Annotated in this window: 18 protein-coding genes; 6 read left to right on the forward strand and 12 right to left on the reverse strand. The window is 61.1% G+C overall.

Features of this window, described 5'->3' with window-relative positions:
- Positions 1–2: 2 nt before the first annotated feature.
- The 5 genes from HP556_RS18435 to HP556_RS18455 form a co-directional block, all read right to left on the reverse strand.
- Positions 3–953 carry an AAA family ATPase gene (locus HP556_RS18435; RefSeq protein ID WP_244628323.1) on the reverse strand — a complete coding sequence of 317 codons (951 nt, stop codon included), beginning with the start codon at positions 951–953 and terminating at the stop codon, positions 3–5.
- Positions 954–1,086: 133 nt separating this feature from the next.
- On the reverse strand, positions 1,087–1,848 hold the full coding sequence (locus HP556_RS18440; RefSeq protein ID WP_175368061.1) for a thermonuclease family protein: 762 nt from the start codon (positions 1,846–1,848) through the stop codon (positions 1,087–1,089).
- Between the two features lie 92 nt (positions 1,849–1,940).
- Positions 1,941–2,840 (reverse strand): EamA family transporter, encoded by a 900-nt coding sequence (locus tag HP556_RS18445; protein ID WP_175368062.1) that lies wholly within the window; start codon positions 2,838–2,840, stop codon positions 1,941–1,943.
- Between the two features lie 111 nt (positions 2,841–2,951).
- Complete coding sequence (locus HP556_RS30495; protein ID WP_175368063.1) at positions 2,952–9,101, reverse strand: autotransporter-associated beta strand repeat-containing protein; 6,150 nt, start codon at positions 9,099–9,101, stop codon at positions 2,952–2,954.
- A gap of 278 nt (positions 9,102–9,379) precedes the next feature.
- Positions 9,380–10,213, reverse strand: coding sequence for a LytTR family transcriptional regulator DNA-binding domain-containing protein (locus HP556_RS18455; protein ID WP_175368064.1), 834 nt, complete (start codon positions 10,211–10,213; stop codon positions 9,380–9,382).
- Between the two features lie 309 nt (positions 10,214–10,522).
- Here HP556_RS18455 and HP556_RS18460 point away from each other — a divergent pair, with 309 nt between their 5' ends.
- On the forward strand, positions 10,523–11,356 hold the full coding sequence (locus HP556_RS18460) for an MBL fold metallo-hydrolase (RefSeq protein ID WP_175368065.1): 834 nt from the start codon (positions 10,523–10,525) through the stop codon (positions 11,354–11,356).
- A gap of 37 nt (positions 11,357–11,393) precedes the next feature.
- Here the strand turns inward: HP556_RS18460 and ubiG are convergent, their stop codons facing one another.
- Positions 11,394–12,152, reverse strand: coding sequence for a bifunctional 2-polyprenyl-6-hydroxyphenol methylase/3-demethylubiquinol 3-O-methyltransferase UbiG (gene ubiG / locus HP556_RS18465; RefSeq protein ID WP_175368066.1), 759 nt, complete (start codon positions 12,150–12,152; stop codon positions 11,394–11,396).
- A gap of 15 nt (positions 12,153–12,167) precedes the next feature.
- Positions 12,168–12,635 (reverse strand): PH domain-containing protein, encoded by a 468-nt coding sequence (locus tag HP556_RS18470; RefSeq protein ID WP_175368067.1) that lies wholly within the window; start codon positions 12,633–12,635, stop codon positions 12,168–12,170.
- Between the two features lie 155 nt (positions 12,636–12,790).
- On the opposite strand from HP556_RS18470, the gene HP556_RS18475 reads away from it, so the two are divergent.
- The 5 genes from HP556_RS18475 (at position 12,791) to HP556_RS18495 (ending at position 19,870) form a co-directional block, all read left to right on the forward strand.
- Positions 12,791–14,044, forward strand: a complete 1,254-nt coding sequence (locus tag HP556_RS18475) for an aspartate kinase (RefSeq protein WP_089267720.1) — start codon at positions 12,791–12,793, stop codon at positions 14,042–14,044.
- 266 nt (positions 14,045–14,310) lie between these two features.
- Positions 14,311–16,578, forward strand: coding sequence for a phosphoenolpyruvate--protein phosphotransferase (gene ptsP, locus HP556_RS18480; protein WP_089267721.1), 2,268 nt, complete (start codon positions 14,311–14,313; stop codon positions 16,576–16,578).
- Positions 16,579–16,633: 55 nt separating this feature from the next.
- On the forward strand, positions 16,634–17,719 hold the full coding sequence (prfA, locus tag HP556_RS18485; protein WP_068729404.1) for a peptide chain release factor 1: 1,086 nt from the start codon (positions 16,634–16,636) through the stop codon (positions 17,717–17,719).
- A gap of 11 nt (positions 17,720–17,730) precedes the next feature.
- On the forward strand, positions 17,731–18,606 hold the full coding sequence (gene prmC / locus HP556_RS18490) for a peptide chain release factor N(5)-glutamine methyltransferase (protein ID WP_175368144.1): 876 nt from the start codon (positions 17,731–17,733) through the stop codon (positions 18,604–18,606).
- A 478-nt stretch (positions 18,607–19,084) separates the two neighbouring features.
- Positions 19,085–19,870: a DUF4167 domain-containing protein gene (locus HP556_RS18495; protein ID WP_175368068.1), complete on the forward strand. Its 786-nt coding sequence runs from the start codon at positions 19,085–19,087 to the stop codon at positions 19,868–19,870.
- Positions 19,871–19,926: 56 nt separating this feature from the next.
- Here the strand turns inward: HP556_RS18495 and HP556_RS18500 are convergent, their stop codons facing one another.
- The 5 genes from HP556_RS18500 to HP556_RS18520 form a co-directional block, all read right to left on the reverse strand.
- Positions 19,927–21,063 carry a D-(-)-3-hydroxybutyrate oligomer hydrolase gene (locus tag HP556_RS18500; protein WP_246297815.1) on the reverse strand — a complete coding sequence of 379 codons (1,137 nt, stop codon included), beginning with the start codon at positions 21,061–21,063 and terminating at the stop codon, positions 19,927–19,929.
- A gap of 242 nt (positions 21,064–21,305) precedes the next feature.
- Complete coding sequence (locus tag HP556_RS18505) at positions 21,306–21,935, reverse strand: NUDIX hydrolase (protein ID WP_175368070.1); 630 nt, start codon at positions 21,933–21,935, stop codon at positions 21,306–21,308.
- 55 nt (positions 21,936–21,990) lie between these two features.
- Positions 21,991–23,658, reverse strand: coding sequence for a methyl-accepting chemotaxis protein (locus tag HP556_RS18510; protein WP_175368071.1), 1,668 nt, complete (start codon positions 23,656–23,658; stop codon positions 21,991–21,993).
- Between the two features lie 114 nt (positions 23,659–23,772).
- Positions 23,773–24,156, reverse strand: coding sequence for a ribbon-helix-helix domain-containing protein (locus HP556_RS18515; RefSeq protein ID WP_093757490.1), 384 nt, complete (start codon positions 24,154–24,156; stop codon positions 23,773–23,775).
- Positions 24,157–24,208: 52 nt separating this feature from the next.
- Positions 24,209–25,867 (reverse strand): TadG family pilus assembly protein, encoded by a 1,659-nt coding sequence (locus tag HP556_RS18520; RefSeq protein WP_175368072.1) that lies wholly within the window; start codon positions 25,865–25,867, stop codon positions 24,209–24,211.
- Positions 25,868–25,870: the final 3 nt, after the last annotated feature.

A 25,870-nucleotide genomic window follows, 5' to 3' on the forward strand; every position in this document is an offset into this window, starting at 1 on the left:
GGCTAACCGAACACGCCCTGCCGGTCGGCCTTGGCAACGAAGCCCGAGACCTGCGGCAGTGTCGCTTCGATATCGCCTTCGTATTTCAGCAGCACATTGAGCGTGTCTTTCACCATCTCGTGGCCGAGTTCGGACGCCCCGAGCAGCACCAGCACCTTGGCCCAGTCGATAGTCTCGCTGACCGACGGCAGCTTCTTCAGGTCCAGCGTGCGGACCTGATTGACGAAACCGACAAGCTGCTTGCGCAGCGTCGCGGACACGCCGGGCACGCGGGTTTCGACGATGCGCTCTTCGAGCTTGGGCTCGGGAAAGCCGATATGCAGATGCAGACAGCGGCGCTTCAGCGCGTCGCCAAGATCGCGCTCGCCGTTCGAGGTCAGGATCACGGTCGGTGGTACGATGGCTACGACAGTGCCAAGCTCGGGGATCGTGACCTGGAAGTCGGACAGGATTTCGAGCAATAGCGATTCGAATTCGGCGTCGGACTTGTCGATCTCGTCGATCAGAAGCACGCAGCCCATCGGCTGTTCCAGAGCGCGCAGCAACGGACGCGGCTCGACGAACTCCTTGGAGAAGAACACGTCGCCGAAATCGTGCAACTGGTCGAGCGCCTTGGCGAGCGTATCGGCCCCGCCCAGCACTTCGCCGAGCTTGTCCTTCAGGATCTGGGTGTAGAGTAGCTGTTTGGCATATTTCCACTCGTACAGCGCCTTGGCCTCGTCGAGGCCCTCATAGCACTGCATGCGGATCATCTCGAGGCCGCGCGACGCAGCGATCGCCTTGGCGAGTTCGGTCTTGCCGACGCCGGCCGGACCTTCGACGAGGATCGGCTTCTCGATCTTCTCGGCGAGATAGACGGCGGTGGCGATCTGCCGGCTGGCGATATAGCCGGCGGAGGCCAGGCTGCGCTCAACGGCTTCGATCGATGCTGACGAACTGGTGTTCTCGGCCACGCGCTTCACTCCGGATTTCGCATACTGGAATAAGCCCCTTAAACAGGTTTTGGGCGCGCGCGCCCGGCTCATTCCCGCGTCCTGATTTGCTACGTGGTTCAGCCGGCGGCGTCCAGCGCCTCCGGCTCATCGCTCAGTTGCGGCGGCTGGGGGCCTGACAGTTGAGCGCCTTGCGGTACCCCGCGGCGCGGGCGTCGTCCTCGCTGCAAAACCAGCGATCCGGCTTCGGCTGGGTCGCGTAATTCTGGCATTGGGGAATGAGATAGACGCCAACATGGCCGGTAAACTTGGCCCGCCGGACCTGTTTCGCCCGGATATTGCAGCCCACCGGCATCGCGAGATCGGTGGGAAACAGCGCCGCGCGCAGCTCCTTGTCCTTGTCGCTCCGACAGGCCGAGCCGAGCAATGGGCTGTCGCTCGCCTTGCGGCGGAACTCCGCGGGCGTCACGAAGCACCCGCGCCACAGCCCTCGGCGCTTGTCCTTGGCAGCCGTCTCATCGGGTTTGAAGCTGGTCTTGGCGCTTGCCTTGTCCGACGGTTCGATACTCACCGCATAGCCCGATTGGATCACCGCCTGATTGAGGCTACCCGTCTCGCCAACGACACTGCAGATACCGGCGCGACGGTTCTTGTAGATCTTGTCCTCGCCAAGGTCCTCACAGCGAACCTCGCGCTTGCCGATCAGCTTCACCAGTTGGTCCCTTGCTTCGACGCCGCAGCCCCAGTTGTCGGCATGTTCGTCGACACAGGGCTGATCCACCTCCGGCGCGTCCAGGCCGGCAAGCTTGTAGGCGACATTGCCGATCTGGATGGTGTCGCCGTCCTTGACGATGGCTTCGACCGCCGAGGCCGGGTTGGCGACAAGCAGCAGGAAGAACAGGGACAGGATGCGCATCAATCTGGTCTCGGGATCGGCACGGGGAGGGCTGCGATCAGTCCTATCGCAGCAGACGCGCCCACGAAAGAGACATCACGCGCAATGCGCCGTCACACCGCAACCAGCATCGCCACGCCGACGACAATCAGCGCGATCCCCGACAATTCGCGTGCCGAAAGGGGCTGCTTGAACGAATAATAGGCGACAGCCTGCGCGAACAGCACCTCGACCAGCGCCAGCGTCCGCACGTTGGCGGCGGCTGTAAGTGCAAAGGCCAGGAACCAGAATTGCGAGGCTACCGCACCCATGAAGCCGGCCAGCATCGATGGCTTCCACAAGCCGAGGATGTCGCTCAGAACCTTGGGTGCACGGGCCAGCAGATAGATGGTCAGGATCAAGGTCTGCACGAATAGTGCCCAGACCAGCGCATAGGACGCCGCCGTGACGAAACTGACACCGGGCACCGTGATGATGGCGCCGCGAAAGCCGACGGCCGACAGCGCAAAAGCCGCCGCCGCGACCAGCCCGAGGACGGTCGGCCGGATGCTGGCGATGTTGCGCGTAGCACCGGGCTGCAGCGCCGTGACGACGACTCCGATGGTCGCAATCAGGATCGCCGCGACCTTCAGCACCGTCAGATGATCGCCGAGAAAGACGAAACCGAAAATCGCGGTCTGGATCGCCTCGGTCTTGAGATAGGCCGTGGTCACCACAAAGGAGCGATCATTCATCGCTGCCAGCATGAGCCCTGTGGCAAAGATCTGGCTCAGCGCGCCGAGTAGCAGCCATGGCCAGAATTCGGCTGATGGCCACGGCACCTTGTCGCCCGTCGCCAGGATGATCACCACGAAAAAGACGATCGAAAACGGGAAGCCGAACAGGAAACGGATGTTGGTCGCGCCCCAGGTCCCGAGCGGCCCGGTGAGCGAGCGCTGCATGGCATTGCGCGCCACCTGCCCCAGCGAGGCGATGATAGTGAAGGGGATCCAGAGCGAGGCGATGGTGAACATGAGGCAGGATGGGTCCGCGAGCGATGGCGCGGAACCTGACTGCGTCACGCCGCAGGGTCAAGCGGCCTGCGCCCATGCCTGCGATGCGATCGCGACCGCCTCGGACGTGGCTTACCAGACGAAGCGCACGACGCCCTTGCCAGCATGGCTGCGGGTGAGGTTGGAAAACTCGCCCTCATACGTCGCTGCGACCGACAGCCCGCTGCCGAGCATCACCTCCGCACTCGCGCTGGTCAGTGCCGCATCGGGCGCCATCGCCGCGCCGTTGACGACGAAGCTCGCGCCAGGCAGCGACTGGAACGAGGCCTGCGCGATGCGGTCGCGGTTGAAATCATGCGCCCATGCGGCGCGCCCGCGCAACGTGAGCAACGCGGCGTCGAGAGCGAAGGATTTGTCGGTGCGCAAGCCGAGCTCGCTACGCGTGGCAGTGACGTTGCGTCCGGTGTAACTAAGCGCGAAATCATTGCCGCCGGAGACAAGCGTCTCAGCATAGGCTGGCAGGTCGATATTCGTGACCTGGCCCGCGGCATAAGGCGTCAAACCCACGCCGCCAAGCCACGGCAGCACGCTCCGATGGCCAGCTTCGGCGCGCGCCGAGAAAGCGTGCGCGGTGAAGTTCGCGCGCAGCCGGTCGGCATCGACGATGGTCACCAGCCGCTCGGTGGTGATGTTCTGCCACCCGTAAGCGAGCGCAGCTGTGATATAAGCGGGGCCTTGGTGATGGCGGATGAAGCCACCGATCTGGAACAGGTCCGAATGACCTGAACCGAGATTATCCGACAAGCCGAAGCTGGTGCCACCGCCAGCCACGGCGAAGCCGGCAAGCATCTGCGGCGACAGCCAGGTATCGGCACCGACGGCAATGCCCCCGATCCGGCTGCTGCTATTATGCGAACCGACGACCGTATTGCCGTCGGTCGCCTGACCACCACCGAAGCCCGCGGCCCAGACGTTCCAGCGCGCTTCGAAGCTCACCGCCACAGGTGGCGCTTTGGTGATCGCACCGTAGGCGTCGCGCCAGTGCGTCGGTGAACGATCGGCCGTCGCGAAGGCATTCGAAGCTGTGTTCACGGTTGCGAGGCCGCGATTGGCAGCGAAGGGATCGGTCAGCACGCCCACGAACTGCGTCATGGCCTGCACGGTGTTCTGTTGCACGCCGGTCGAGAGTTCGCCCGACGATTGCGTCAGATCTTCCGGCGCCATCGCGCCGAGCGCATAGGGGATGCCGCCATGGCTGCCAAAATAGGCATTCAGCGACGAGGCGATGTTGTTCTGATTGATGTTGAGACCAGTCAGCTTCAGATCGACATTGAGATAGGCGTTTTGAGCATCGTAGCTCAGCGTCGTGATGAACGAGGGTGGTTCGTCGCTGACGATATTCGGGCTGAACGTGCCCGTCATGCCGCCTGCGGCGTTCAAAATGGTATAGCGTTCACGCACATAGGCCGCGGGATCGAAGCTGACGCGAACGCCTGCATTGTTGAGCGACGCGGTGCCTGTGACATTGGTCCGATCCGCCGCCGAGCCAGATACTTCGACCATATAGCTCGAAGCCGCGGCAAATGTCAGATTGCCTTGTACTGACAGCGGCCCGACCGAATTGCCCGGCGACAGCATGCCGCCATCCTGGATCTGCGTGGTGCTGACGATGCCGTTGCCGCCGAGCGTCGCGCCGCGTTCGACACTCACCATCGACGACGCGGCGATCGAGCCGTTGACGCTGAGCGTTCCGGCCTTGACGTCGGTGGCGCCCGTATAGCTATTGAGTCCGTCGAGGCGCGTAATGCCCAAGCCGCTCTGCGTGAATGAACCGCTGCCGGAGATGGCACCCGCCAATGTCAGCAGACCGTCGCGCTTCGCGACAAGTTCGCCATTGTTTATGACATTGCCGATGATCGATCCTGTGAAACCACCATCACCGATCTGCAGAATGCCCTGCGTGATCTCCGTACCACCGCTGTAAGTATTGTCTGCCGTCAGGACCGTCGTGCCGGTGCCGACATGCCGGAACATGCCGATTCCCGTGATCGTGCCACCGAATGTGTAGACATCGGAACGGAAAATCTGGAACGTGCCATTATTGATGACATCGCCAATGATAGAGCCCGCTGTGCTGCCAGTGCCGAGCTGCAGCATACCGGCAGAGATCAACGTGCCACCGCGGTAGGTGTTATCATTGCTAAACACTGTAAGGCCCGCCCCGACCTGGATGAAAGCGCCGGGACCGGAGATGACGTCATTATAGGAGAAATTATCGGATCGGTTGAATGCCAGAATACCATTGTTCGTGACGTTGCCGGACAGTGTGCCGGTGGTGCCGCCATTGCCGATCTGCAGCGTGCCGGCATTGATCGTCGTGCCGCCGCTGAAAGAGCTGATGCCTGCCAGAACCAACGTGCCCCAGCCATCCTTGGTCAAGGCGCCGGCGCCCGAGACGCTTCCTGTAGTCGTGAATGTCGTACCGAACAGCGTCTCGATTGTGCCGCTGCCGGAAAGCACAATACTTCGCACGGACGTGATATCGGCCAGCGTCAGCAGCGTGCCACCCGAGAGCGTCAGCGTGCCCGTGCCGAGATTGGCGTCCGCGAGAACTGCAACGGCGCCGCCGGAAACTGTCGTGCCGCCCGTGTAAGTATTCGCTCCAGACAACAGCAGCGTGCCGCTGCCGGATTTCACGAGGCTGCCGCCCACGCCCGTGATTGTACTTGCGATGACCGTATCGCTCGCCTGATCGAGCGTCAGTTGCGCACTGGCGAGCGCAATCTCGCCACCGAAGCCGATCAGCGAATGCGTCGTGGTGTTGTAACCGTTGAGATCGAGCTTGCCGCTATAGACGATCACGTCACTGCCGTTGGGCAGTGCACCGGAAGCGCCAAGCTGCAGCGTGCCAGCTTCGAGTAGCATGCCGCCAGTCCAGCTGTTGGTATTGGCCAACAACAGAGTGCCGTCGCCGGCCTTGATCAAGCTGCCGGTGCCGGACACCGTACCGGTGAGCACCAGCGCCGTTGCGGCGTCGGCATCGATCTCGCCGATCCCGAGCAGCGAGACGTTCCGCGCTGAGGCAATGTTTGCAGTCGTATGCAAGATGCCGTTGTCGAAGGTGAGACCGCCGGTTGCAGCGCCGAGATTCGCATTCGACGAAATCTGCAGCGTGCCTCCGCTGATGATCGTGCCGCCAGTATAGGTGCCGGTGCCGGCGAGCACGAGCGTGCCGCCACCCGTCTTGTTCACACCACCGGCGCCTACAATCGGAGCCGAAATCGTCGCCGTCTCGCCCGACAGAACACGCAGTTCACCAATGCCGTCCGAACCGGACAACGCGGTTGGCCGCAGTTCGCCAGTGCCTTGAACAAGGTTGTAGAGACCGCCGACGAATTGCAGTCCATAGAATTTCTGCGATCCATCTATCGTGACCGTGCCGCCCGGGCCGTTGAAGACGCCATAAATGGATCCCCACTGGGTATTGGCAACACCGCCCAAATCAAACCAGTTGTTATTAAGCGCATTCCAGGTTCCGCTGCCACCCGCAGTACCGCTCGACGCATCGTCCCAACGTTGGAGGATGTCGGTGCCGTTGGGCGAAGCAATGAGATCGACCACATGGAGCCGCGAGCTGTCGATCGAATAGGTGACGGGGAACAGCCCCGAGATCGGGGGCGTCGTGCCGATGGTCAATCCGGAGATTGACGAACCGCCGGTGTAGTTGATCATACGATAGTAACCGACCGCAGGTTCGCCCGTACCACTGATATTAAAGGTTACATCGTGGAGCGAAACATCGCCATTGACGAAGACACTCGCTGATGTTGTCGAGGCTGCTCCGTTCGAGAAATGACCCAGATTGAAATCAAAGGCGCTGCCGGCAAGCATTGACAGGTTGCCGTTCACCGTCAGACGACCCGTGCCATCAGGCGCGAGGGTGCCACCATTGAGCACCGTGGCGGCTCCGACGGAGCCATTGCCGGTGAGGCGTCCACCCGCATCGATATTGACCGTGCCACCGAGTTGTCCGGTCACGCCAAGTGTTGCGCTCAGGATTTCCGTGGTGCCCGTAAAAGCAGCACTGCGACCGGATAGGATCGTGGTGCCTGACAGCACATTGATCGCGCCATTGCCGGTGATCAGACTGTTGAAGAAATAGTCGCCGCTCGTATGGTTGAAATTGAGCGTGCCGCTTTGTGCAAGTTCAACCGGGCCTGTCACAACACCAGGCGCCAGAGCCGCTGCCCCCGGCTCGGATCCGATATTCAACGCACCGCTGACACCGGAGGCACCTACTTGAATCGTACGCGCTTTCGCAACGCCCCCATTACTCACCGTCAGCGCGCCGACGGACGCTGCGCCGATCTTCAGGGTCTGGGCATCGAGCGTCGACCGGATGCCATCGACCTTCACCGTGCCATGCGCGACATAAGACGCATCGTTGCCAATTGAAGCGGTAGCTGCAGTCACATGCATGCCGTCGGCAATCAGGAGCGAGCCGTTGCCGCGATAGCCGACGAACAGATTGGTATTGAGCCACGATGCGCTTGGGCCAGAGACGGTGACATTGGCATCGGTGCTGCTGTCATAGCCGACATAGCCATTGGCCGTCGTCAGTCTGGCGCCGCCAGCAAAGGCCAGGCTGCCGGCATTGGCGTGCAAATCGCCGGCGAAGGATGCCGATATCCCCGAAAGCGTCCAGACGGCGTCGCCATTTTTTTCCAGCACCGAGAAACCCCGATACTTCGTGCCCAATCCGGAGAGATCGAAAGTCGCGTCCTGATTGCCACCCAACGCAAAGACATTGGGATTGCTCGCATCCGAGCCGGCGACGACATCGCCTGTAATGTTCGCGCCGGACCATAACTCCAGCCTGTTGCCGCCGCCGGAGAACAGAATCGCCGCAGCGCGCGATCCGTCGACGTTTCGCCCACCCTCGATCGTCCCGGCCGCAACGACCGTTATGCCGGCGCTTTGCCCAAGGATGGCGACTCCCGCCGCTCCATTCGCACCGGCGTGACCGTTGCTTCCATTGCCGAGCTCCCAGCCGCCGCCGCCCGGGCCGGCTGTCCCGCCCGCTCCGGCATCGCCGCCCTGCACCAGTCCACCATTGTCGACGCGCACAGTGCCCGGGCTCGCCAACACGACGCCGGTGCCGCCGGCACCGCCGTTGCCGCCATTGCCTCCATTGCCGCCGGAAACGCCTTGGCCACCCGATCCACCCGCCCCGCCGGTCCCGCCGGTCCCGCCGAACACCGAGGCGCCGCTTCTAATGACGGTCATACGAGCGCTTTCGACGACGATGCCGGCGCCGCCATTGCCACCATTGCCTCCACTGCCGCCATCGCCGCCGACGCCGCCGTCGGTCGCGGTGGTGATGCAGGGCGGCTGTCCGCCCGGGCAATAGTTACCGATACTATCCGGCGCGCCCGTGCCTCCATTGCCGCCGGCGCCACCCCAACCGCCCGAACCACCTTTGATAGCGGGAGCGAGCGTTTCCAGGGTTTGTCCGGATGCGTAGAGGCCTATTCCGCCGCCGCCGCCCCCACCCCCACCTCCACCGCCGCCGCCGTAGCCGGGGGCCATGAAGGTTCCGTAATACGCCACAACACCATCGCCACCATCGGCGGCGGCTCCGCCACTGCCACCTGCGCCGCCCGCAATGAACTGGTTGCCCGGAACGAACGACCCGCTGAATATCGCGCCGGTGCCGCCACCGCCGCCACCGCCGCCACTGCCGCCGTCATGGCCCATTCCGTGAAACCAGTTGCTGCCATCTCCACCCTTGAGCCGCTGGGGACGCTTCCCGGGCGATCCCGCGCCTCCCTGGATTTGACCGCCTGGGAGTTGCGAGCCGTTGAAGCCCAGATTTCCACCCTGGCCGCCGTCTCCCCCTCCACTGGCATGTGCACCACTGCCACCCTTGCCGCCATTGCCGATATAAGCGTTCTTCAGCGACTCGTTCTTGGCATTCCTGCCGCCACCGCCGCCGCCGCCGCCTCCATTGGCGGGGTCGATCACACCGCCTATTCCGCCCGCTTTCGGATTGCTGGATGCATGCGCTCCGCCATTTCCGCCGACGCCCGAAGCCTGCGCATGAACCGCTTGCGACGAGGCAATCGCCGCGACCATCAGCACCGGACCCGCAAGCGACAACAGCGACAGCATCATGGCTGTCGACGACATCAATGTGTTAGCACGGCGCGCGCCGGTGCCACTGCTCGTACTCGAGCCGCTGCGGCACGCTGCGCTGACGACTGAAAATACCGGGAGCTTCACGATCCAACTCCAGCTCGCAGATCCACGCGAGCGAAGTTCCATGAGACACGCGATCGCATGACGAGTCGCAATCAAAGATCGACGAATCGACCTATAGGTTCGACGAACGCCCTGCAGGTTTTTCGCGTGTTGAAACGTAGCAACACACAACGCGAAAAATACTCAACACACTGACGTCGCTAACGATTTGTTAAGTCGTGATCAGCACGCGATTGATAGCAATCGGCACGTGGAATGTGAGTCGCTAACGTGCTCGCATTCATCTCGCTTGGTGTCGTTCAAACGCCAAGATGCGCACGTAGCTCAGCTCGGCCGGCGCGCGACACCGGCCAATGGTCTTCATAATCATGCAAGCGCAATTGCCATGCCCCGCTCGACCGGCGCACGACCTCGCGCACGAACTGATGATTGACGACGGCCGTGCGATGAATACGAACGAACCAGCCCGGCGGGATCAGGCCCAGCCACTGTGTCAGCGGCCTTGGATCGAGCACCATCGCGCCATCTACCAGCCACACCTCGGTATAGTCTTTGGACGAGCGCAGGCCGACGATTTCGGTCAATGGCGTGCCGAGAATGCCATGCGCGCGGCGTAGGTAGATCAGTGCGGGATACGCAGCCTGCGAATCTTCCCCACCAGAGGTGATCGGCGACCGGCCATAGCGCGCCGCCGCGATGAGGTCGGCACAACGAAACAGATCAGCGATTTCATCCGACCACCGGCGCGACGCTGCGACCGCATCGAAACCGATACAGGCGGCGAGCCTGCCGTCATGAAACACCGGCACACTGAGTACACTCTTGTTGTTCTGCCGAATAAACTCAGCGCGCAACGCACCGGCGCTGCGCGGCAGTGCCTCGATGTCATTGACCATCACAGCCTGCCCCAGGATTAGCCGTTGATGCAGCCAGCCGATCATTGTGACCGGCACATGCTGTAAATCCTGCACAAAGGATCCGACTCCGCCGCGACTCCACTCATGGGTGTTGCGAAAGCGCAGATGGTCGGCATCGTATTCGAACATCCATGCGCGATCTGCTTCGGCCTCCACGCCTATGACTTGGAGTATCTCGGCAATCGCCGCATCAAGTGGCCGCGTCAGCAGCAGCATCGCAGTGTCAAACACCCAGCCCGATTGCGACGCCGCAACACGATCATCGCGGCTGACGAATTCCCAGGGCTGGGCTGAATTGAATGACAACTGCAATGCTCACGGTAGTGATCACAAGATCTACCCAACCATATTACCTTAGACAACGTGTCAATCCCTGCAGCGTGGCGACTATTCCATCGCGGCACCCGGGCATCCACATCGTGCGATGCGCCGCGATCTTGGGCAGTCTCCGGCGCCACAACCAGCATTGCAGCGTCCGCTTTTGGCGATACATTGAAGCAAAGCGCATTCGGAGACTGCCGGATCATGCTGCGATTTCTGCCTGTTGTCCTCGGCACCCTGACTTGTTGGGCAATGAGTTGGGTTGTTACCCCAGCACTCGCGCAAAATGCCCCGCGTGGCAGTGAGTGTCTGGCAATGGCCACACGGCCACCACTCGCAATTCCGGTCAGCTTGCAACGGACTGCGGCGAAGGCCGATGAAGTCTCCATCACCTATGCCGGGCACTCCACCTATTACATCGACACACCCGGCGGCGTGACTATCGCCACCGACTATAACGGCATCTACAAGCTCGATCGCATCCCGGACGTGGTGACGATGAACCGGGCGCACAGCACCCACTACACGCTGTACCCCGACCCGCGCATCAAGACGGTATTGCATGGGTGGGGCGAGATTGGACAGCCGGCGCAGATCCATGAACGCATCGGCGACGTGCTGATCCGCAACGTCACGACGGACATCCGCCGTTACTATGGCGATGACGCAGGCGGCGAGATGGTGAAGGACGGCAATTCGATCTTCATCTTCGAAGTTGCCGGCCTGTGCATCGGCCATCTCGGCCATCTGCATCACAAGCTCGACGAAAGCCACTTCGCCGCGATCGGCCGCCTCGACATCGTGATGGTACCGATCGATGGCAGCTACACAATGTCCCTCGACGGCGTATCCGAGATCACCAAGCGGCTGCGCGCCTCGGTGGTGCTGCCCATGCATCGCTTCATGACACCGCTCAGCGACTTCATGACAAAGATCGGAAAAGATTTCGAAATCGACCAGCGCAGCGCCCAAACGCTGACAATATCACTCAATGCGCTGCCCAAGGCACCGACGGTGATTATTCTCAACGGGGTTTGACGCGCCGGCGAGGCTGAAGCAGGCAGAAGCTGAAACGCTACACCTCTTCCGCGACCACCATATAGTTCACGTCCATATCGGACGACAGCGTCCAGCGGTCACCGAGTGGGTTGTAGACCACGCCTGACTGTTCGGTGATTTCCAGCTTGTTGCGCGACAGGTGATGCGCGAGTTCGTCCGGGGTGACGAACTTGTCCCACTGATGGGTGCCACGGGGCAGCCAGCGCAGCACGTATTCGGCGGCGACGATGCCGAGCGCAAAGCTCTTCCAGTTTCGATTTAGCGTCGAGACCACCATCAGGCCACCGGGCTTCAGCATCGACGCGCAGCGATCGAGGAAAGCACCAACATCGACTACATGCTCGATCACTTCCATCGCCAGCACGATGTCGAAGCGCTCACGCACGTCCATCTCCTCGACGGTGGTGCAACGATAATCGATCGACAGATGCCCTTTGTCGGCGTGCAACTTGGCCGCGGCGATATTGGTGGCAGAGGGATCGATGCCGATCACCTGTGCGCCGAGCCGCGTGAACGGCTCACACAGCAGACCAGCCCCGCATCCGATATCGAGCATGCGCAAGCCACTCAGGCAATTGAGACTGCGAACATTGCGATCGAACTTGCGGCAGGCGGCGTCGCGAATATAAGTCAGGCGCAGCGGGTTGATCTTGTGCAGCGGCGCCATCTTGCCGCGCGGATCCCACCATTCCTCCGACAACTTCGAGAATTTCGCGACTTCGCTGGCATCGACGGAGGATGCAGAAGCATCGGAATAGCTGGATTGCATGGCCATTGTGGAGCCGTTGTCCTATCGCGCTGTGATGTGGCTGCGAAATGCGAGTGGCGACGCGATCATCTTGATGACCTCTTCATCATCACCCATGTTCTCAATGGCGATGTCACCATAATTCAAGATGCGTCCCAGAATGCTCTGATTGACGCTGACGCTCGCAACCTTGTCGATACTGATCTCGAAAGTCTTGCGCGTAATGAAACCTTCCTTGTGCACGACCCGCAGCGTGGTGACATCCGTCTCGGTCGTCCAGCGCTGGAACCAGCCCTTCATCGACCAGTACAGCGCCGCGAAGGCCACTACGGCCGAGGATGCCAGGCAGAGCAGAACAAGGGTTTCGTTGATCGCGTAACGCGTCAGGACCAGCAAAGCCGCGGAGACAATCCAGGCTGCGATGGCCGGGGCATAGACCACCCAGTGCAAGTTGCTGGAATACAGCACCTTCTCGCCCGGCTGCAGGATATCGTCGATATAGCGCCCCATAAACCGTCCAAAATGCCCTGTCTCGGTGCGTTCTAAGGGAACAGGAACCCGGGTTGCTTGCCCCCACCCTCGCCGCTATGTATACGCGCGTTTTCGCCCGCGTGCGTAGTGCGCGGTATCTTTACCCACTGTCGTCAGGGAATGCACCACTCGTCATGGGCCGGCTCGTAATGAAATTCGGCGGTACGTCCGTCGCCAACATCGACCGCATCCGCAACGTCGCGCAGCACGTCAAACGCGAGGTCGATGCCGGTCATGAGGTCGCGGTCGTGGTGTCGGCGATGTCGGGCAAAACCAACGAACTGGTGGCCTGGTGCACCGAAGTGTCGCCGATGCATGACGCCCGGGAATACGACGCCATCGTCGCGTCCGGTGAGCTCGTGACCGCCGGCCTGCTGGCGATCGCGCTGCAGACCATCGGCATCCAGGCGCGCTCCTGGCAGGGCTGGCAGATCCCGATCAAGACGTCGGACGCTCATGCCTCGGCCCGAATCGACGAGATCGACGGTGACAAGCTCATCAAGCGCTTCAAGGAGCGCAAGGAAGTGGCCGTCATCGCCGGATTCCAGGGCATCCATGCCGAGACCGGCCGCGTCACCACGCTCGGCCGCGGTGGGTCCGATACCTCGGCAGTGGCAATTGCCGCCGCCGTCAAGGCCGACCGCTGCGACATCTATACCGACGTGGACGGCGTCTACACCACCGATCCGCGCGTCGTGCCAAAGGCACAACGCATGAACAAGGTGGCGTTTGAGGAAATGCTGGAACTGGCGTCGCAGGGCGCCAAGGTCCTGCAGGTCCGCTCCGTGGAACTCGGCATGACCCACAATATGCCGATTTTCGTGCGCTCAAGTTTCGACAAACCCGAAGACATCGACCCGCACGGCACCCCGCCGGGCACGCTGATCTGCAGCGAGGAGGAAATCATGGAAAGCCACGTCGTTACCGGAATCGCCTTTTCCAAGGACGAGGCCCAGATTTCCGTCCGCCAGATCGAGGACAAGCCGGGCGTCGCCGCCTCGATCTTCGTGCCGCTGGCCGAAGCCAACATCAATGTGGACATGATCGTCCAGAACGTCTCCGAAGACGGCAAGACCACGGACCTGACCTTTACCGTTCCGGCCACCGACTATGCCCGTGCCAAAGAGACTATCACGGCGGCCAAGGCCAAAATCGGCTATGCCCGCATCGACAGCGCGACCGATGTCGCCAAGGTCTCGGTGATCGGATCTGGCATGCGCAGCCATGCCGGCGTCGCCGCGCAAGCCTTTGCCGCCCTTTCCGAGCGCCAGATCAATATCCGGGCAATCACCACGTCCGAGATCAAGTTCTCGGTCCTGATCGATACAGCCTATACGGAACTGGCGGTTCGCACCCTGCACACGCTGTATGGTCTCGACAAAGCGTAGAAAATTTTTCCTGAAACATCCGTTATTTTGATGTGAACGGTGTGTTTCTTGTCTGGCAGGTGTTTTGCTTGGCAAAACAAGCCTCAATTCGCTATACGGCCTGCATGGGCAGCCGTTGCGGCTGAGGGCGCCGTTTCGGACAATCTGATACGGTTCTGTCACTGCGCCTCTTGTTGCGCGGCGGTGCAAATTCTATTGTTTTCTGAGGCTTAGCGTCGGCGCACGGCTTTTGTCAGGTGTCGGCCTCGTGGGGAGGATGTCGGCACATGCGGAGCGCGTCGGGTGGCCCCCGAGTCTTGCTGAGACGGCTCCGCGAAGTGATGGCGGAGCAGGTCAGCGCTCAGGAACGCCTCGACAAGATCGTGGTGCTGATCGCCGCCAATATGGTGGCGGAAGTTTGCTCGACATACGTGCTGCGCGTCGACAATACACTCGAGCTCTACGCCACCGAAGGCCTCAACCGCGACGCCGTCCACCAGACCGTGCTGAGCTCCCATGAGGGCCTGGTCGGCCTGGTCGCCTCCGAAGCCACACCGCTGAATCTCAACGACGCCCAGAGCCACCCGGCGTTCTCGTTCCGCCCGGAGACCGGCGAAGAAATCTATCACTCGTTCCTCGGCGTGCCGATCCTGCGCGCCGGCAATACGCTCGGCGTGCTGGTAGTGCAGAACCGCGCCAAGCGCACTTATGTCGAGGAGGAAGTCGAGGCGCTGCAGACAACGGCGATGGTGCTCGCCGAGATGATCGCCTCCGGCGAGCTATCGGCGCTGGCGCAGCCGGGCGCCGAGCCCGCTGCGCGGCATTCCCTGCACAAGACCGGTGCCATCCTCTCCGATGGCATTGCGCTCGGACATGTAGTGCTGCACGAGCCGCGCGTCGTCATCACCAATTACATCGCCGAAGACCTGCCGAAGGAAATCAAACGGCTGGACACCGCGCTGACCAAGCTGCGGTCGGACCTCGACCGCATGCTGGAACGCGGCGACGTCGCCGACGGCGGCGAGCATCGCGATGTCCTCGAAGCCTATCGCATGTTCGCCAATGACCACGGCTGGTCGCACAAGCTGCACGAAGCCGTCGCCACCGGCCTCACCGCCGAAGCCGCCGTCGAACGCGTGCAGTCGGATACCCGTGCGCGCATGCTGCGTTCCACCGATCCCTATCTGCGCGACCGCCTGCACGATCTTGAAGATCTCGGCCACCGCCTGATGCGGCAGCTGGTCGGCCAGGATCACGCGCCGTCGCGCGAACAGATGCCGGACAATGCGATCCTGATCGCACGCGCGATGGGCCCGGCCGCCCTCCTCGACTACGATCGCAAGAAGCTGCGTGGCCTGGTGCTGGAGGAAGGCACGGCTAATTCGCATGTCTCGATCGTGGCGCGCGCGCTCGGCATTCCCGCGATCGGCGAAGTCGCAAATGCGCCGGGCATTGCTGATCCAGGCGACGCCGTCATCGTCGATGGCACCTCGGGCTCGATCTATATTCGGCCCTCCGCCGAGATCGAATCCGCTTATGCCGAACGCGTGCGTTTCCGCGCGCGGAGACAGGCGCAGTATTCAGCGTTGCGCGACCTTCCCTGCGTAACCAAGGACGGCCAGAAGGTTGACCTGCTGATCAATGCCGGCCTGATCATCGACCTGCCGCATATCGACGATACCGGCTCCGCCGGCATCGGCCTGTTCCGCACCGAACTGCAATTCATGGTCGGGGAAAGCCTGCCCCGCTCCAGCGATCAGCTGGCGCTGTATCGTGCGGTGCTCGATGCTGCCGGCCCCAAGCCGGTGACGTTCCGCACCCTCGATATCGGCGGCGACAAGGCGCTCCCCTACATGGAGACCATCGTCGAGGAGAACCCGGCGCTGGGCTGGCGCGCGATCCGTCTTGGCCTCGATCGGCCGGGCCTGCTGCGCGGCCAGATCCGCGCATTGCTGCGCGCCGGCGGCGGGCGGGCGCTGCGCATCATGTTCCCGATGATTTCGGAAGTGGCCGAATTCGATCAGGCCAAGGCGATCATCGAACGCGAGCTGACTTATTTGCGCCAGCATGGTCATGCGCTGCCCGAGCGAATCGATGTTGGCACCATGATCGAGGTGCCTGCGCTGGTCTATCAGCTCGACGAACTCCTGAAGAAGGTCGACTTCGTCTCGGTCGGCTCCAACGACCTGTTCCAGTTCCTGTTCGCTGTCGACCGCGGCAATGCCAAGGTGTCGGAACGCTTCGATACGCTGTCGGCGCCGATTCTGCGCGTACTGCGTGAGATCGTGCAAAAGGGCGACGCCGCCAAACGTCACGTCTCGCTGTGCGGCGAGATGGCCTCGCAGCCGATCGGCGCGCTGGCGCTGATTGGCATGGGCTATCGCTCGCTGTCGCTGTCGGCCACCGCACACGGTCCCGTAAAGGCAATGATTCTCGACCTCGATGCCAAAAAGGCCGAGGCGCTGATGACACAACTGCTCGACGCTCCCTCGGGCAGCGTTTCGATCCGGCAGAAGCTCACCGAATTCGCTGAGGCCGAGGGACTGTCGTTGTAGCGAGGCTCTGCCCGTACGACGCGCTTCCCCTTTCCGCGATCTCCGAGATTCCACGATGTCCCTGCTGCCCGAAACCAAACTCGACGTACTCCTCGCACATCACGCCTCGCTCGAGGCACAACTGATGGGTCAGGTCAGCGCCGAGAATTATGTGAAGATGACGCGCGAGCTGTCCGAGCTCAATCCGCTGATCGACGCGGTGAAGACCTATCGCGGTGCGCTTGCAGAGATCAAAGACATCGATGCGATGATCGCCGATACTTCGACCGATGCGGAGATGCGCGAGATGGCGCAGGCCGAGCGCCCGGCGCTGGAAGAACGCATCGAGGCGCTGGCGCAGGAAATCCGCGTGGCGCTGTTGCCGAAGGATGCGATGGACGAGCGCAACGTGGTGCTGGAAATCCGTGCCGGCACCGGCGGCGACGAGGCTTCACTCTTCGCCGGCGACCTGTACCGGATGTATGAGCGTTTTGCGGCACTGGCCGGCTGGAAGGTCGAGGTGATTTCGGCGTCCGAAGGCACCATGGGTGGCTACAAGGAAATCATCGCCGAGGTGAAGGGCCGCGGTGCTTTCGCCAAGTTGAAATTCGAATCCGGTGTACACCGCGTACAGCGCGTGCCCGATACGGAAACTCAGGGGCGCATTCACACGTCGGCGGCAACGGTCGCTGTCATGCCCGAAGTCGAAGAAGTGGATATCGACATCAAGCAGGACGACCTGCGCATCGACACGATGCGCGCCCAGGGCGCCGGCGGCCAGCACGTCAACAAGACCGAATCAGCGATCCGCATCACGCATATCCCGACCGGCATCGTGGTGATGATGCAGGACAGCCGCTCGCAACATAAGAACCGCGCTTCGGCGATGAACATCCTGCGCTCGCGCATCTATGACGCCGAGCAGCAGCGTATCGATTCCGCCCGCTCGGCCGAGCGCAAGGAGAAGGTCGGCTCCGGTGACCGCTCGGAGCGCATCCGCACCTATAATTTCCCGCAGGGCCGCGTCACCGACCACCGCATCAATCTCACGCTCTACAAGCTGCCGCAGGTGATTGCCGGCGAAGCGTTGGGCGAACTGGTCGATGCGCTGACGACAGAGCATCAGGCTGCACAACTCGCTGCCCAGGGCGACGCGGCGTGAGCGCCGGCGACATGTTCGCCGGACAGAGCGTCGAGAACGCACGACGCTCATTGACCAATCTGCTCCGCACCCACAGCATCGATTCCGCTGAACTCGACGCACGCTTGCTGACAGGCGACGCGCTCGGACTCGATCTGACCGGGTTGATCTCGGCTGCGAATCGCATTTTGACGTCTAATGAAGCGGCCCAACTTGCCCGCTTCGCACAGCGCCGCATCGATGGCGAACCCGTGGCCCGTGTCCTAGGCATGAAAGAATTCTGGGGTCTGCCGCTGCAGCTATCGCCCGACACGCTGGTGCCCCGTCCCGATACCGAAACCCTCGTCGAGGCGGCGCTCGAACTTCTCGATGCGACAGGTCCGCGTGACCGTCCGCTTGTGATCGCCGATCTCGGCACAGGCTCCGGCGCAATCCTGCTGGCGCTGCTTTCGGAGTTAACCAACGCCACCGGCATTGCGACCGATATCAATCTCGACGCCCTGCGAACGGCTCGCTCCAACGCTGCGCAACTTGGCTTGATCGAGCGCGCCCATTTCGCTGTCTGCGACTATGCCTCAGCCCTGGCCGGCGGCTTCGACCTGATCGTCTCCAATCCGCCCTATATTCCCTCGGCCGACATTGCCGACCTCGACATCGAGGTGCGCGACCACGACCCGCTCCGCGCCTTGGATGGTGGAAAAGACGGACTAAATGCCTATCGAACCATCGCCCCCGAAGCCGCCCGGTTGCTGGTGCCCGGCGGCCTCCTGGTGGTCGAGGTGGGCCACGACCAAAGCGACGATGTCGCCGGTCTGATGACGGTGTCCGGGTTAACCCTGCCGGGGCCGGCCAAAGCCGATCTGGGTGGCATTCGCAGGGCGGTATCGGGACAAAAAAAGCCCCGATAAAGCCTTCTTGCGACAGAAAAAACCACTTGGAATATCCCCGGGGAGCGACTACCTTCCTGTCACAACATCGGTTCAGGGTTGGCTCGCCCCGTAGATTTACGGCAGGAAGCCAGAATTCTCGCTAGAGAGCCCGTCCGGGTGAAAGGTTCCAACAGGCAGGTTTGGTTGAGCGCGATGGCTGAGAGAGCTGCGCTGCTCGCGACCGCAAAGCGAACGAAAGCCTGATATTGCGCTTTAAACTTCACGCACAGAAGCCTGACCTTGTTTCGGCAGGTGGGTGATTTGGTCCGGCTGGCATGGTCAGCGGGCGGTTGGGGAACGCGTCTTTGTTGAACGCGAATGACGGCAAGATCAATGCAGCAAAGGTCTGCACGACGATTCGGGCGCTTCACGCGTCCGCATCCCGCAATGTGCTGCGGCAATCATCTCTTTGAAACATAGCTCTGTGACACTCTGGATCGATAACTGAAGGCGACACATGCGAAACGGTCAGAACAACAACAACAAGCGGATGCGGAACAACAACCGCAACAACAATAATAATAACAACAATAACAATCGGCGCGGCCAGAACCCGATGACCCGGGTCTTCGAATCGAATGGCCCCGACATCAAGATCCGCGGTACCGCCTCCCACGTCGCAGAGAAATACGTCCAGCTCGCCCGCGATGCACGCAGCTCCGGCGATCCCGTTGCTGCCGAGAACTACTATCAGCACGCCGAGCACTATTTCCGCCTGATCGCCGCCGCGCAGGAGCAGTTCCGGCAGAATCAGCCGCAACCGCGCACCGAAAACGAGATGCCGCCTGAGGACAACGATGACGAGAGCGAGAGCTACTCGAACTTCGGTGCCGAGCCCGGTTTCGTGCCGGTACAACAGCAGCCCTTTGCGCAGCGCGAGCAGCCTCCGCAGCGTGAGGGTGGTCAGCCCTATCAGCAGCGCGGCGAACAGCCCTATCAGCCCCGCGAGAACAATAATCGCGAACACCGTCAGCAGAATCAGCCGCAGGGCCAGCCGCAATATCAGCCGCAACCGCAGCCGATGATGCCGGTCGGCGATGGTGTCGATCGTCTGCCTTCTTTCATCACGGGTGGTGCGCAGCCTCAGCCGGGTGCTGCTCCAGGCGGCTTCGAACAGAATGCTGGTGGAGAGCGCTTCCCGCCGCGTCGTCGCCGCCGTCCGCACGGTCCTCGCCCCGACGTTGCCGCAGCTGGCGCGCCGGCAGAAGCACCAAGCGACGATTTCAATCCGGGCAACTCATAAGCCCAGCCGTTCTCCGGCGAGAGAGCGCACATTACGAGGCTTAGATTGGCCGTGGCTCAAAAAGCCGCGGCCAATTCTTTTGCGCCTGGCAGATTGCTGTTGCTGTCCATTCGCGCATTGGTAACTGCGAGTAGCTTGGCCACGGTATTGTGGCGGATCGCCACCGGATTGCGCTCATACCCGCCACGCTGGAAGAAGTTCGCCGTCGGCACCTGTTCACGCATCGCCAGCGGCATGGTCACCATATCGAAGCCGTTGCCATCGCCAGTGAGATTCATCATCTCAAGCTCGGCTGCGCTGAGCGGGCGATCAAACCCGCGGGCGCGGGCAAAATTCACTGACGTCAGTAGTTTGTGGACCTGCAATTGCGGGCCAATATCCATGTCCAGCACCAGCGCATGCATGGCCCAGCCCTGCGGCGTCGTGCCGAGCTTCTCAAGCGCGCTCCAGTTTTGCGGGACAGTGCGCACAGTCGCCTGCATGCGCTTGAAGACCGCAATCTTGTGATCCATCGCCTTGCGCTGCGAGCCCGAGAGCGTAGATGCCTTCTCCGTCAGCACCTTCAGAATCTGAGGCCCCTGTTCCGCAACGAGCGTCGTCGTATTGGCTGTGAGCAGCTGATTGTAGCCGATAGCGGTGGAGATCGCGCGCGACCCTGGACGTGACGGATTCAGGCCCGACTGCATGTCATGGCCGCCATTGCCACCGGTCTCGAAGGAATAGACGCGTACCGCAATGTCGCGTGTCAGCCCGGCCTGCAGGGCGGCACGAGCATAAGCGCGCTTGAACTCCATCTCATTGGCAGGCCGCTGCGGCACGAACTGAAATTGCTCCCTCGCCGCCGCGAGGAAATCCGCCACCACCGGAAGATCCTTGCGGACGCGCGGATCGCTATCCTCGGGCTCCGGATTCACCGGACGTTTTGGTCCTTCATAAAGCGGCGCCTGTTCCAGCACGTAGTCATTCAGCGTGATCTGCTGGCGGTCGCGGCGCTTGGCATTGCGGATTTTTCGCTTCTCAGAGATTGCATCCCAATAGGCACCGGCCTCCTGATCGAAGGCCGCGCGCGCTTCCTGATATTCCGCAAGCTTGTGTCGGTATTCTGCAACGGCCTGCGGCGAGGCGCCCTGCGCCATCGCATTGGCAACGCCTGCCGGTAATTGGGCGGAATCCAGCGCATAACCGACCGGCATGAACAAAAATACCGCGAGCGGGACAGTGGCAGTAAAGGTGCGAATCAAATGAGACATGGGACCTGTCGAGATGTCAGCCGGCATAGCCGGCCATGCAGAGGAATGAGGCGGGACGCCGCCCCGCGCCCGTCCCAGGCGGGTCAAGCATACCCCGCTTAAAATGACGTTGGATGAGTTTGGTGAACAATGTCTTTCCAAGGCCGGACGCTGCCTGCGCTGACACGTCGCGCCGGGGAGCAGAATCACTTCCAGGCGAAGACCGGCTGCTCCAGCTCAGCCACACGGGTGATGCGACCCGCAAGAACTTCGCTGAACTGATAGATCAGCGCGGCGGTCGGCGCGTGAATAAAGTGGCCGAAATGGCTGTAGCGGATCAGGCGCCGGTCGCTCTCGGGAATGGCAACGAAATCGAACGCCTGCGGCCGCGCGATCTGCGACAGCGCAATGCGATGAACCGAGGCGACCTCATCGGGGTTCGGCATCAATTGAACGCTGTCGTGCGCCCACATGACGACAGGCGTGATCAGATAGCCGGAGCGGGTCGGGTAATCGTCGAGGACACCGACGACATCGTCCGGCGTAAGCTGCAGACCGAGCTCCTCATGCAACTCGCGGATTGCCGCCTGCACGGGCGTCTCGCCGGGATCGCAGCGACCGCCAGGAGGTGCCCATTGATTACTGTGAGCGCGCAGACCGGACGCGCGTAACGTCAGCAACAGCGAGGTCTCCAATTCGGTCGCCGCTTCAACCATCACCAGGGCCACCGCCGCACGCTTCAGCCCCGAAGCGTACTGGCCCTCGTCGATCCGCGTGAATGCGGCTAGGCGATTCTCGATCATTGTTCGGGTGGCGGCATTGAACGGCAGGATCATCCGCGATTGATAGCACAGTCACGGACGATCCAACAAAGCCGATAAATTCAGCGCATCAGGCCAGTTCAGATGCCGCGCGCTGCATGTTGTCAGACATATCACTGGTCACAGTGCTCTGCTCTTCGACGGCCGCTGCCGTCGAGGTCACGAACTCGTTAACATGTTCGATCGCCTGCTTGATCGAGACCAGTGCGCCAACCACGTCACCGGAGATACCGTTCAGGGCCTCGATTTCGCTGCTTATCTTGTCGGTCGCCTGCTTGGCCTGGTTGGCCAAATTCTTGACCTCCGCGGCCACCACCGCAAAGCCCCGCCCCGCCTCACCGGCGCGAGCCGATTCGATGGTCGCATTGAGGGCGAGCAGATTGATCTGGCCGGTGATGTCGCCGATGAGCCCAACGATGCCTCCCATGGCATGTGCAGCCGAGGTGAGCCGCTGCGCCTGGATGTCCGCCGTCTCCACCTGTTGCACCGCGGATTCTGCCGTCTGCCGGGACTTCACCATCGTCTCGGAGATCTCGCGGATCGATGCATTCATCTCTTCGCTGCCGGCTGCGACCGACTCGATCAAGGAACGAGCGCGCTCCGCTTTCAAGCGGGCCTTGGCCTGCGCCGTAATATCGGCAGCGTATTTGACCACCTTAAACGGCTTGCCATTCAGATCGAAAATCGGATTGTAGGATGCCTGGATCCAAATCTCCCGCCCCCCCTTTCCGAGGCGTCTGTATTCCGCGGCCTGATAGGTCCCGCGATTAAGGCTCGCCCAGAATTCCACATAGGCCGCGCCAGATCGCTCTATCGGATCGACAAACATGCTGTGATGCCGGTCCCGGATTTCGTCGATCGTGTAACCGACCGTATCAAGGAAATTCTGGTTTGCCGTCAGGATGGTGCCATCCATGCGAAACTCGATGACCGCCTGCGACTTGCGAATAGCCGCCATCTGGCCGTTGCTATCAGCGGCAAGCAACTTTTGTTGGGTCACGTCAGTCGCGAATTTCACAACCTTGAACGGCTTGCCGGCATCATTGAGAATCGGATTATAGGTCGCGAGAATCCAGATTTCCTTGCCACCCTTGCCGACGCGCTTGTATTCGGCCGCCTGATACTCACCCCGGCCGAGCCGCGCCCAGAAGTCCCGGTAGGCTGCGCCATCGCGTTCACCGGCTTCCACGAACATGCTGTGATGCCGCCCCTGTATTTCGGACAGCGCGTAACCAAGCGTGTTCAGGAAATTCTCGTTTGCGGTAATGATAGTTCCGTCAAGATTGAATTCGATGACCGCCTGCGCACGGCTGATCGCGATCACTTTTCCGGAGGCTTCGAGGCTTTCGAGTTTCTGCGCCGTGATATCTGTAGCGAATTTGATGACTTTGAACGGCTTACCACTCTTGTCCATGATCGGGTTATAGGAGGCCTCGATCCAGATCTCCCTGCCGCCTTTGGCGACCCGCTTGAACTGCCCTGCCTGAAATTCACCCCTGTTAAGGTTACCCCAGAACTCCCGATAAGCGACACTCTCGTGTACGGCAGGCTCCACAAATATACTGTGGTGCTTGCCCTTGATCTCATCGAGCGTGTAGCCGAGCGCCTTGAGAAAATTCTCATTCGCTTTGATGATCGTGCCATCGAGATTGAATTCTATGATGGCCTGGGAGCGACTGATGGCGGTCGCTTGCGCCAACGCATTCTGCAAATCGGTCTTGCTCTGTCGGTTAAACATCTGTCGCTCCGTGGCCAAAACGGCCGTTGTCGTAAAATAGTCGACGAACGACGTCGCGCGGCACTGCGCGTCGTTTCCTCAAATCAAATAAACTGAAAGGTTCGAGCAGCTGACCTAGTCGACCAGCTGCTGATTCTGTGATCCCTCACGCCCCCAATAGGCCGCTACCTTTTCAGCCAGCTGGTTGTGGTTGTCATGCAGCTTGGCATTGCTGCTCGCCGCCGGTTGATCGGCCGTACCGGCTGTCAAGCTGCGTGCAGCAATCTGCTGAAAATACTCGAGCACAGCGATACGCAGGTTAGATGATAAATTTGGTGTTTCGCGCTTGCGCTCAATCTTCTCGATATAGTGCTCGATAGTGGTATTCTCCATGCGAACGATCGCTTGCAGGCTGGCCCAGAAGCTATCTTCCAGGCTGACGCTAGTGCGTTTTTTCGAGACGACAACCGAGCGCTTGCGGTTAACGTTGGGGCGGTTCATTGCGGCTTCGTATCCCATTTTATCAGTCCTCTTCTGTTAAAGCTGGCATTGAAGTTCACGCGTTACTGATTCAGTTCACCAACACTGCACCGTCACAGCGAATGCCGGATACCCACACATCGGCCTGTCCAATTCCGACGCCGAGACTTGCCAACGTTGCCGCCAGCAATTGATCGATTGAACTGGTTGCCCCGCTGATGATGCTGGTGACGAGTCCACCAAGACCCGGGATCGCCAAACCCAGTCCAAGAACACTGATGTTGAGGTCGCCAAGCAGACTGCCCGTCAGGGACGACGTGAAGTTTGTCGTGTTTACGGTCTTCTTCGTCTGCGACGTGATATCCGAATAGCTGAAATTGACGCTGACCGGCGTGGTGTTGCCCATGCCCGCATGGGCCTTTGCCGTCACAATTGGAATACCCAGGAGATTCACAAGCGGTGCCGGCCCTGGATTCGGCTTGGTCGCAACATTGTTGAGGTCGGCTACAGTGACGTTACCTATCCATGCATCGACAATGCCCGGCGTAACGCCAAGCGTGACGCTCGATGTATTGACGTTGGGATAGCCGCAACTGACCTTGTTCAGCGTCGCTGTGCCCGACGCGACCTCTACATAAACCGGTAGATTGACCAACGACGCCGAACCACTTCCGATCAACTGGATGGATAGCAGCACACGTGTCTGAGCTGTATGAACACTGACGCCCTGCGTGCCCACGGCAATCCAGCCGGATCCCTGTGGCCGTGCGCCAATAGTCGCCGTCAGTGACGCGCTGGCAATGCCCGGCAGACCTAAATTGACGGATGTGGCGATCTGGTTGGTGCCGTTAGCGATTCCAGCTGTTGCCTGTAGCAAATCGTAAAGCGAGATGCTCACACCGTCTTTCGGCTTGACGCCCACAATCAGGTTCGCGTAGGGGCCCGCATCGATCAGCTTGCCAGGCGCAATCTTGGTCGTCACGGATGCCGAAGCCTGCGATATCGTCGAGAGTGCGGTGGTCGCGGTGCCGCTGCCATTGGTAGCCTGCTGCGCGCTCAGCGCTGCGGCAAGAACGTCCCCGATCTTGATGTTCGAATTCAGCAGCGTGTCATAAGTCACACCGGTCAGACCGACGCGCGTCGCCAGCGCTGAGAGGAAGGTGAAAGCATCGATGCGCGCGCCAAGAAGCGCATTGTAGTCCATGACTGACAGCGACAGGGTCGTTCCCAGCATTGATCCGAGAACACTATTCAACAAGCCGCCATTTAACGATGCCAATCGCGAACCGATCGAGAACGACGCGATGGCCGTCGTTGTTGCGGTCGCCGTTGTCTTGATGGTGAAATTGTTGCTGCCGGTAAAGAAATGGCTGAAGTAGAGCGGCGTCGCCGTCTGAAGACTGACCCGCGCCGCATTGGCTGTTCCAGTCGCTGGCGTGACAAAGCGGCTTTGCGCAGCGACGGCGGAATTGGTTGTGTAAGTTCCGAGTTCTACACCGACCAGAGCGCTTGCTGGATAGTTATTGCTGGTGACCGCCGCCTTTGCTGCGTTTGTCGCATTGCTTAAGTTGCTGGCCGCAACGATCGCGGCGAGATCCGTGGCAGCCTGCGTCTTGCGACGATCGGCGGCAATGGTCCCGATATCGACACCCAGTGCAGCACAACAAACGGCCAGGATCATGCCGCCCGCAGACATGATGGCAATATTTCCGCGCTGGTCGGTGCGAAACCTCTTGAGAAGTGCGCGCATCGG

The sequence above is a fragment of the Tardiphaga robiniae genome, assembly GCF_013359755.1.
GTDB lineage: Bacteria > Pseudomonadota > Alphaproteobacteria > Rhizobiales > Xanthobacteraceae > Tardiphaga > Tardiphaga robiniae.

What these genes read in the sequence shown, in the direction of transcription:
- HP556_RS18440 (WP_175368061.1), bottom strand. Translation starts at nt 1,848, where the DNA reads ATGCGCATCCTGTCCCTGTTCTTCCTGCTGCTTGTCGCCAACCCGGCC.
- HP556_RS18445 (WP_175368062.1), bottom strand. Translation starts at nt 2,840, where the DNA reads ATGTTCACCATCGCCTCGCTCTGGATCCCCTTCACTATCATCGCCTCG.
- HP556_RS18455 (WP_175368064.1), bottom strand. Translation starts at nt 10,213, where the DNA reads ATGCTGCTGCTGACGCGGCCACTTGATGCGGCGATTGCCGAGATACTC.
- HP556_RS18460 (WP_175368065.1), top strand. Translation starts at nt 10,523, where the DNA reads ATGCTGCGATTTCTGCCTGTTGTCCTCGGCACCCTGACTTGTTGGGCA.
- ubiG (WP_175368066.1), bottom strand. Translation starts at nt 12,152, where the DNA reads ATGGCCATGCAATCCAGCTATTCCGATGCTTCTGCATCCTCCGTCGAT.
- HP556_RS18470 (WP_175368067.1), bottom strand. Translation starts at nt 12,635, where the DNA reads ATGGGGCGCTATATCGACGATATCCTGCAGCCGGGCGAGAAGGTGCTG.
- HP556_RS18475 (WP_089267720.1), top strand. Translation starts at nt 12,791, where the DNA reads ATGGGCCGGCTCGTAATGAAATTCGGCGGTACGTCCGTCGCCAACATC.
- ptsP (WP_089267721.1), top strand. Translation starts at nt 14,311, where the DNA reads ATGCGGAGCGCGTCGGGTGGCCCCCGAGTCTTGCTGAGACGGCTCCGC.
- prfA (WP_068729404.1), top strand. Translation starts at nt 16,634, where the DNA reads ATGTCCCTGCTGCCCGAAACCAAACTCGACGTACTCCTCGCACATCAC.
- prmC (WP_175368144.1), top strand. Translation starts at nt 17,731, where the DNA reads ATGTTCGCCGGACAGAGCGTCGAGAACGCACGACGCTCATTGACCAAT.
- HP556_RS18495 (WP_175368068.1), top strand. Translation starts at nt 19,085, where the DNA reads ATGCGAAACGGTCAGAACAACAACAACAAGCGGATGCGGAACAACAAC.
- HP556_RS18500 (WP_246297815.1), bottom strand. Translation starts at nt 21,063, where the DNA reads ATGCCGGTCGGTTATGCGCTGGATTCCGCCCAATTACCGGCAGGCGTT.
- HP556_RS18505 (WP_175368070.1), bottom strand. Translation starts at nt 21,935, where the DNA reads ATGATCCTGCCGTTCAATGCCGCCACCCGAACAATGATCGAGAATCGC.
- HP556_RS18510 (WP_175368071.1), bottom strand. Translation starts at nt 23,658, where the DNA reads ATGTTTAACCGACAGAGCAAGACCGATTTGCAGAATGCGTTGGCGCAA.
- HP556_RS18515 (WP_093757490.1), bottom strand. Translation starts at nt 24,156, where the DNA reads ATGGGATACGAAGCCGCAATGAACCGCCCCAACGTTAACCGCAAGCGC.
- HP556_RS18520 (WP_175368072.1), bottom strand. Translation starts at nt 25,867, where the DNA reads ATGCGCGCACTTCTCAAGAGGTTTCGCACCGACCAGCGCGGAAATATT.